The sequence below is a fragment of the Klebsiella sp. EMBS2024 genome, from assembly GCF_036233805.1.
Lineage (GTDB): Bacteria > Pseudomonadota > Gammaproteobacteria > Enterobacterales > Enterobacteriaceae > Klebsiella > Klebsiella pneumoniae.
The window spans coordinates 1,773,813-1,781,080 of record NZ_JAZARW010000001.1; the positions used below are offsets into that span (position 1 = coordinate 1,773,813).

The 7,268-nt window shown below is 55.7% G+C and carries 9 protein-coding genes; 3 read left to right on the top strand and 6 right to left on the bottom strand.

Annotated features, from left to right (window positions below; all coding sequences use genetic code 11):
- Positions 1-102 precede the first annotated feature (102 nt).
- Entirely contained in the window at positions 103-615 is a 513-nt protein-coding gene (locus tag VZP09_RS07970; RefSeq protein WP_004190248.1) for a 2-oxo-tetronate isomerase, read from the top strand.
- 20 nt (positions 616-635) lie between these two features.
- Here VZP09_RS07970 and VZP09_RS07975 read toward each other — a convergent pair whose 3' ends face one another.
- A complete protein-coding gene (locus VZP09_RS07975; RefSeq protein ID WP_023327961.1) occupies positions 636-1,853 on the bottom strand; it encodes a diguanylate phosphodiesterase in 1,218 nt (405 codons plus the stop codon).
- A gap of 400 nt (positions 1,854-2,253) precedes the next feature.
- Between VZP09_RS07975 and VZP09_RS07980 the strand changes: the two genes are divergently transcribed.
- The gene (locus VZP09_RS07980) at positions 2,254-2,373 is read left to right on the top strand and encodes a small membrane protein (protein ID WP_004195995.1); all 120 of its coding nucleotides are present in this window, start codon (positions 2,254-2,256) and stop codon (positions 2,371-2,373) included.
- Between the two features lie 30 nt (positions 2,374-2,403).
- On the opposite strand, the gene kbvR is transcribed toward VZP09_RS07980, so the two are convergent.
- Complete coding sequence (gene kbvR, locus VZP09_RS07985; RefSeq protein WP_002903816.1) at positions 2,404-3,015, bottom strand: LuxR family transcriptional regulator KbvR; 612 nt, start codon at positions 3,013-3,015, stop codon at positions 2,404-2,406.
- A 310-nt stretch (positions 3,016-3,325) separates the two neighbouring features.
- Here kbvR and VZP09_RS07990 point away from each other — a divergent pair, with 310 nt between their 5' ends.
- Positions 3,326-4,252: a helix-turn-helix domain-containing protein gene (locus tag VZP09_RS07990; protein ID WP_004224677.1), complete on the top strand. Its 927-nt coding sequence runs from the start codon at positions 3,326-3,328 to the stop codon at positions 4,250-4,252.
- Positions 4,253-4,278: 26 nt separating this feature from the next.
- Here the strand turns inward: VZP09_RS07990 and VZP09_RS07995 are convergent, their stop codons facing one another.
- From VZP09_RS07995 to VZP09_RS08010, 4 genes are all read right to left on the bottom strand, one after another.
- Positions 4,279-5,643: a GntP family transporter gene (locus VZP09_RS07995; RefSeq protein WP_328795026.1), complete on the bottom strand. Its 1,365-nt coding sequence runs from the start codon at positions 5,641-5,643 to the stop codon at positions 4,279-4,281.
- Positions 5,644-5,700: 57 nt separating this feature from the next.
- Entirely contained in the window at positions 5,701-6,483 is a 783-nt protein-coding gene (locus VZP09_RS08000) for an HPr family phosphocarrier protein (protein ID WP_087791459.1), read from the bottom strand.
- Between the two features lie 4 nt (positions 6,484-6,487).
- A complete protein-coding gene (gene otnC / locus VZP09_RS08005; protein WP_002210516.1) occupies positions 6,488-7,108 on the bottom strand; it encodes a 3-oxo-tetronate 4-phosphate decarboxylase in 621 nt (206 codons plus the stop codon).
- Positions 7,101-7,268 (bottom strand): nucleotide-binding domain containing protein (locus VZP09_RS08010; RefSeq protein ID WP_313955490.1); only part of this gene is annotated, 168 nt, incomplete at its 5' end. The genes otnC and VZP09_RS08010, both read right to left, overlap by 8 nt.

Below are 7,268 nucleotides of genomic sequence, written 5' to 3' on the forward strand. Positions count from 1 at the left end.
TGAAAATATAAATGGCCTCCCGACGACAAAGAAATCGATATGCTATTCTGTTAACAGACGCAGTGAGTCTGCTATTTCTTTCAATTTCGGCGAGGAGGAAGAATGACTGACGAGATCGATAGCGACGCAAACAGTACGCATGAACTAACCGCTGAAGTGGCTCGGGCGCTGATCGCGCGCGGTTGGCGACTGACCACGGCGGAGTCCTGCACCGGAGGGAATCTGGCGGCAGCGCTCTGTGCCCAGGCGGATACCGCGGCATTTTATGATACCGGCGTAGTGACCTTCAGCGATGAAGCCAAGCGCAACGTGCTGCAGGTTCGCGCGGAAACCCTGGCGGTACACAGCGCCGTCAGCGAAGCCTGCGTTCAGGAAATGTCCTCTGGTATTCTGGCGCTCGCCGGGGCCGATATCGCCATCGCCGTCAGCGGCTACGCCGGACCGGAGGGCGGGGAAGATGGTACCCCCGCCGGCACGGTATGGTTTGCCTGGAATTTTCGCGGCCAGACTGAAACCAAACGGATGTGCTTTGCCGGCGACTGTGAGACCGTGGTGGCGAAAGCGGTACGATATGCCCTGGCGGCGCTGAGCGAAAAGCTTGCCCACTGGCAGTGACGATGCCCGGGTGCGCGGCCTTACAGGTCCATTGCCTGGCGCGCTACCGGCCAGCAGATCTCCCCGATGCCGTTAAGGCAGGGTCGGGAAAAAAGAAAGCCCTGAAACAGGCGAATGCCCACCGACTGCAGCCAGCACCACTCCTCCAGGGTTTCGACACCTTCAGCCACCACCGTAATGCCAAGATCCTCGCAGCAGCGGACGACCGAGGCGACAATCGCCTGTTTGGTGCCGCTAATATGGATATCGCGCACCAGTTCCGCATCCACTTTGATTTTATCAGGCTGAAAACGGGTCAGTAACGACAGGCCGGAATAACCTGCGCCAAAGTCGTCGATGGCCAGCTTCATGCCCGCGACGCGCAGGGCTTTGAGCACCTTGCGGAACTGGTCAAAGCATGTGATCACCTCTGTCTCGGTCACCTCGATCAGTACCTGATCCGGTCTGAGGCCGGCCGCCAGCAGGCTGTCCATCAGCCAGCCTACGGCGTCAGGGTGGTGATACAGCGATCCGGGCAACAGGTTAATCGCCAGCTGATGTTTCCCGAGCGGCAGCTGGCCGGCGAGAGCGAATGCATACGCTTTGCTTTCAATATCAAAACGGTAGCGATCCTCCGCCGCAATGGCGGCAAACATTTCCACGGGAGAGCCGCCGGTTGGGCTGCGGATCAGAGCCTCAAAGGAAGAAACTCGCTTTTTAGCCGGCTCGACAATAGCCTGCAGAGCAAACTGGCAAGGTTGACCGGGCAGGTGCTGCGGCGCGGCCGTACCTGACGCGGGCATCATCATCCAGCGAGAGGGCTGCAGCGGCTCGGGCAGGCAATAGCGGCCGCCGTCGGCAATGAAGGCGCTAAGCAGCCGGAACATCCGGTCGTTGACCGGTTCGGTGACCCCAAACGTGCTAAAGCGCAGAATTTCCTCCAGCGCGCCATCGGTTTCAAACAGCCGGAGATCCAGTATGCGCATTCCGGTGCCGTGAAAACGTCGGTAGGCTGAGTAATCGCGCATCAGCTCCACTACGTCGCGATGACGCGGGTCGCTTTGGATTTCGCTGAACAGCGACTCAAGTGCCTCCTCAGTCCCTTCCAGGACCTGGAAAAACTGCAGGCCGTTAAACAGCAGAATGCCGGTGATGCCAAGGGGCAAATTTTTACTGCTGGCGCGATGGACTAAAGCGTCGAGATCGACGGGCGGGCGGTCAGGATGAACCTGGCTGCGGTAAATCAGGGTGGTTAGCATAGTTGTTACGATCGCTCCCGCGGCGTAAGAACATCCGCGCTCAGCATGCAAGATGAGTATGGCCTGACCCTAAAGGAGGGCGAGGCTGATATGTACAAACATTCAACCAACCGTGATGTCCGCTACGCGGAACGCGAGCTTCACTTTGTGATTCCCTCCACTGTACAGGGAATTACACATTTGGCTATCTTTTTCTCATCCTCAATGCAAAAAGACGCTAACAGGCCTCTCATTCCCTCCTCAGACACTGGCGCTGCGTCTTATTTTACCTGTTAATATTCGCTACCAGGAATTATCCTGCCATTCTATTTCCCACTCTCAAAAATGAGGCGCTGGTCTTGCCTGAATATAATCGAGTGAATATTATCACTCTAAATTAAATTCTTTTGTCAGGTTTGATATGAGCGACTTCTTTATTATTTTGTGTCTGATTTTATGTCCCATCATTTCTTTATGGAGTGGCTTTTCCTATATTCAGGAAAGGCGCAAGAGACGGTATGTTTTCCGTTCCAGAAGATGATTGTTTGACAGAATAAAACGACGAGTTGTATCAGCGTTTGGCGAGCAGTTGCACAAGGTTGTTAAACTGCTGACGGCTATTCAAATTAAATTTACTCATAATATTCTTTTTATGTGAATGAATCGTTTTGGGACTAATATTTAGCGCAGCGGCGACTTCATGCGGGCTCAGGCCAATACTGAACGCGTAAATGACTTTGGTTTGCGCGTCGCTGACCGACCTGCAGGCGCAATTAATGCAACGCCGCAGACGATTGAACGGCGGGTCTTGCCGCGGTAGCAGCGGACGTTCAATGGCGTTAGCTATCTCATCTTTCAGCCGCTGAACGCGAGCGTGAGGCGGCATAAATACCGCATGCTGCAGACAATTCGGTAAACCCTCATCTACGGTAGCGTGTTCATTGTCCGGGAAAATAAAAAGCGTATATTGTTCCGGGGCATGCTGAAAAAGATCCTGGCACAAGTACCACTCCCCCGCGACCATTTCCGTGAATATCACATCAGCTTGCGCCATCGATCCTGCATCCCATTGTTGAGAAAACTGATAGTGTGGCCGCCCGGCGGCCTTCATCGCTTCATCAACCAGTTCAGCAATAGCGACTCGCAAATAGTGATTTTTTATATTGAACAAAAAATTAGTCATATAACTTCCCTGTGGGCATTAAAAAACATACTTGGATAAATTAAAGAATATAATGATGATGCGGGTACAATTTTTAGCCGTGGTAATCTAAGGGATGTTTTCCATTAATGCAATATCTGGTAGGGAAAGTGAGATAACGGTATATTGATATGCGAAAGTTCCTAATAAACAAAACCTTAAGCATATATTTTTCACTATTTAAAGCCGTTTGCTGTTTTTTTATTTTTGCGATGCATAAAAAGCTTAGTGATAGCCGCGCTCTGTTGTTAAAATTAGCGGAGGACAAGAATACAGGATGTATGCCGTACTTATGAAGCAGATGCTCTATTTGAAAATGCTGGCGTGGCTGGACGATAATATCTATTGTAACCCGGCGATCGATGACCTGGCGCAGTATATGGGCTATTCGCGTCGGTTTGTGTACGACGTGTTTTACCAGTATGGCCAGTTACCCATCGGGCAGTATATTCGTCTGCGGCGGTTGACCATCGCAGCGGTCAGTCTGCGCTTAACACGACAACCGATCGCCGCTATTGCCTGGCAGTTAAGCTATGACTCGCCGCAGACCTTTTCCCGGGAGTTTAAGAAGCGCTTTTCGCTCTCGCCACGTGAATACCGTTGCGCGGCGCACTGGGACACGGCAAAGCTGTTGAAAAAGTTTCACCCGGACGGAGAGAGCCTACCTCTGGCTCGTTTTTTTTCTCTGCCGGAACAGGTCTATTACGGCTATCCAATGAAGTATGAACTGCGCCTGTCGGATTTGGTGTTGCAAAGCACCGCTAAGACGAGCATCAGACAAAAGGTTGACCGTTTTTTCACCGCTGGCGGAGGCTCGCTTTCCGTACTTTCCGACTACGCCGCGGCGAGTAAAAATGAGCTTAACGTCGAGGTTAACGCTTTTGTCGGCTGTCATGAGGCGGGAAAGCTGCCCCCCGCGCTGGCCATGAACAGCTCGCTGACCACCCGGTCAGGGCTTTATGTCGGGGTTGAATTCTACGGCAGCTGGTCACGTTATGCTCGTTTATCCAGCGATCTGTATATGGAGCTGCTGCCATCCCTGGGGGTAAGTCGTCGGGACGGCTATGACATTGAATGTTTTATAACCCGCCATGCGGAAGGCGAAGAGGCAGGGGACAGGCGCTATCGCGTACGCTATTTTATCCCGGTGACGCTGTCGGCAGCGGGTCTGCGGTCTGACAGCGGTAGTGGGTCAGGGCCTGTGCCGGGGCGAAGTTAAGGTGGCCGGAGCCACCCAGGTTAACATCAAAGCGCAAACCACAGCAGCCAGGTGATGAGAAAGCCCGTCACCCCCATGATGGTTGTCAAGACGGTCCAGGTTTTGAGTCCATCCGGCACCGAGAGTCCGAGATAGCGCGTGACGACCCAGAATCCGGCGTCGTTGACGTGCGACAGCCCGAGCGAGCCGAAGCAGGTCGCCAGCGTCACCAGCACCAGCTGCAGCGGCTCCAGACCGACAACCGCCTGCGACAGCAGACCGGAGGTGGTGAGGATCGCCACGGTGGCCGAACCCTGCGAGGCTCTGAGCACCAGCGATAGCAGAAAAGCGGCGGGCATCAGCGGCAGATGTATTGTCTCCAGCGCCTCGGCTAAGGCATTACCGATGCCGGAAGCGACCAGTACGCCGCCAAAGGCGCCGCCGGCGCCGGCGACGAGGATCACGTCCGCCGACGAGGGGATCGCGCTGCCGGTGACTTCGCCCAGCTTTTTCAGGCTCATCCGCCGACGGATGCCCAGCGTCCAGCTGGCCAGGCCCAGGGAGATCAGCAGGGCGACCGGCGGGGTACCAATGACGGTCATCAGCTGGCGAACCGCGTTTTCCGGCAGCAGAAGCGCCTGACACAGCGTCCCGGAAACAATCAGCATGATGGGCACCACGATCAGCCCACCGATAACCAGCGCATTCGGCGGCGGCAGACGGGTCTGCTGCGCGTTAACCGAGAGATCCGGTACTTCCGCCGTTTGTTGCTGCTCCAGCACGTTAATCGACAGATGATAATGGCGCCGATTGATAAACCGGGCGACAAAATAGCCCACGATACCGACGACCACCGACACCCCAATCCCCGCCAGCATCAGCCAACCGACATCGCTATGCAGAATGCCTGCCGCAGCCGCTGCGCCAGGATGGGTGGGCAGCGCCACGTNGACGGTTAACATCACGCCGGCCATCGGCAGGCCAAACTTCAGCGGCGACACGTGGGCGACTTTGCTGAAGCCGTAGATTAACGGAATGATGATGATAAAGCCGACTTCAAAAAAGACCGGGGTGCCGAGAATAAAAGCCACAATGGTTAAGGCGGCAATGGTTCGTTTTGCACCCAGTACGCCGGTCAACGTTTTCGCCAGCGATTCGGCGCCGCCGGACATTTCAATCAGCACCCCCAGCATTGAGCCCAGAATAATAATGCTGGCGATGTGGCCAAGCAGGCCGCCCATGCCTTTTTCAATGGTGGTTATAATTTTATCTGCCGGAATGCCGGTGGCGAATGCCACCAGCAGGCTGACGATCAGGAGCGCCACAAAAGGATGTGCTTTCGCTTTGATCACTAACAGGAGCAACAGCACTACGCTGGCTAACGCAATAAGTAACAGCGCCGATGTCGACATAGGTTTGCCTCGGGTATTAACAGGTGTACAGAGAGTTATTTTTTTAGAAAACGGCGTTTATTTTTTCCGGTAGGGCGAGAACCACCCCAGCCCGGAAAGCGTGTCTGTCCGGGGGATATATTCGCAGCCGATCCAGCCGTCATAACCGGTTTTATCCAGTAGCGCATAGAGCCACGGATAGTTTATTTCGCCCTCATCCGGTTCATGACGGTCGGGCAGGGAGGCAATCTGAATATGGCGATACTGGCCGGCATATTCGGTAATAAGATGGCTTAAATTGCCGTCCACCTTCTGCGCGTGAAACAGATCTAACTGCACCGCCAGGTTCGGCCTGTCGACCCGTTTCACCATCGCCAGCGTCTGATATTGACTGTGGTAGAGATAGCCCGGTTTGGTCTGCGGATTCAGCGCTTCGATGAGTATCCGCTTGTCGTGGCGGGCAAAGCACTCCGCGGCGTAGCGCAGATTATCGATAAGCACGGCCTCGCAGGCTGCGCGATCCGCTCCCGGCGGCACCACGCCGGCCATGATATGCACCTGCGGGCAACCGAGCTGGCAGGCATAGTCCAGCGCCAGCTCAATGTCGCGTCGGGCCTCCGCGCTTCTCCCGGGGATGGCGGCGAGCCCCCATTCTCCGGCGTTGACGTCGCCGGGTGGGGTATTGAACAGCACCAGCTGCAGCTGGTTCTCCTGCAGGCGCTGTCTGATTTCCCCGGCGGCATACTCATAGGGAAACAGAAACTCAACGGCTTCAAATCCCGCCCGGGCAGCGGCGGCAAAGCGTTCCAGGAACGGCAGTTCGGTAAACAGCATGGATAAATTTGCAGCGAATTTTGGCATGGTTTTATCTCAGTTCTTTCACTTCGTCAGCGGTCAGGTAGCGGATCTCGCGGTTGCCGAGGGTAAATATCAGCCGTGCGGTCTCTTCCAGTTCCTCGGTATTGTTGGTGGCTTCGCGCAGCGATGAGCCAGTAACCACCGGTCCGTGGTTGGCCAGTAAAAAGGCGTTATAGCGCGGCGCCAGCCCGGCCAGCGCCTGGGCAATACGGTCATCGCCCGGCCGGTAGTAGGGAACCACCGGGACGTCGCCGACGCGCATCACCACATAGGGGGTAAAGGGGCGGATACAGTTGTGCGGATCGAGCCCCTGCAGGCAGGAGAGCGCGGTCAGATAGTGGCTGTGCAAGTGGACGATCGCCTTGCAGGCCGGGTTGTGCAAATAGACCGCCCGGTGAAAAGTGACCTCTTTCGATGGTTTATCGCCGGAGATCCATTCCCCTTGCAGCGTCACCACCGACAACCGCTGAGCCTGCAGTTCGCCGAGGCAGGCGCCGGTCGGCGTCGCCAGCAGGTTGCCGTCCGGCAGCAGCAGCGACAGATTGCCAGCGGAGCCGGTGGCATAGCCGCGGCTAAACAACGAGGCGCCAATCTGTACCATTTCCTCTCGCAGTTGTTGCTCAGTCATGACGAAACTCCTGCTGGGCACGGGCAAAGAACTGGATATCGCCGAAGTTACCTGACTTCAGCGCCAGGGAGAGCGGCTGGCGGGTGTCACGCACCCAGGGCACGCCAGGGGAGATGGTCGGCCCAATATGGAACGCCTCAACCCCCAGGGTCTGCGCCAC

Bases quoted from the DNA above. Each gene is read 5' to 3' on its own strand.
- VZP09_RS07970 (WP_004190248.1), top strand. From the start codon at position 103: ATGACTGACGAGATCGATAGCGACGCAAACAGTACGCATGAACTAACC.
- VZP09_RS07975 (WP_023327961.1), bottom strand. From the start codon at position 1,853: ATGCTAACCACCCTGATTTACCGCAGCCAGGTTCATCCTGACCGCCCG.
- VZP09_RS07980 (WP_004195995.1), top strand. From the start codon at position 2,254: ATGAGCGACTTCTTTATTATTTTGTGTCTGATTTTATGTCCCATCATT.
- kbvR (WP_002903816.1), bottom strand. From the start codon at position 3,015: ATGACTAATTTTTTGTTCAATATAAAAAATCACTATTTGCGAGTCGCT.
- VZP09_RS07990 (WP_004224677.1), top strand. From the start codon at position 3,326: ATGAAGCAGATGCTCTATTTGAAAATGCTGGCGTGGCTGGACGATAAT.
- VZP09_RS08000 (WP_087791459.1), bottom strand. From the start codon at position 6,483: ATGCCAAAATTCGCTGCAAATTTATCCATGCTGTTTACCGAACTGCCG.
- otnC (WP_002210516.1), bottom strand. From the start codon at position 7,108: ATGACTGAGCAACAACTGCGAGAGGAAATGGTACAGATTGGCGCCTCG.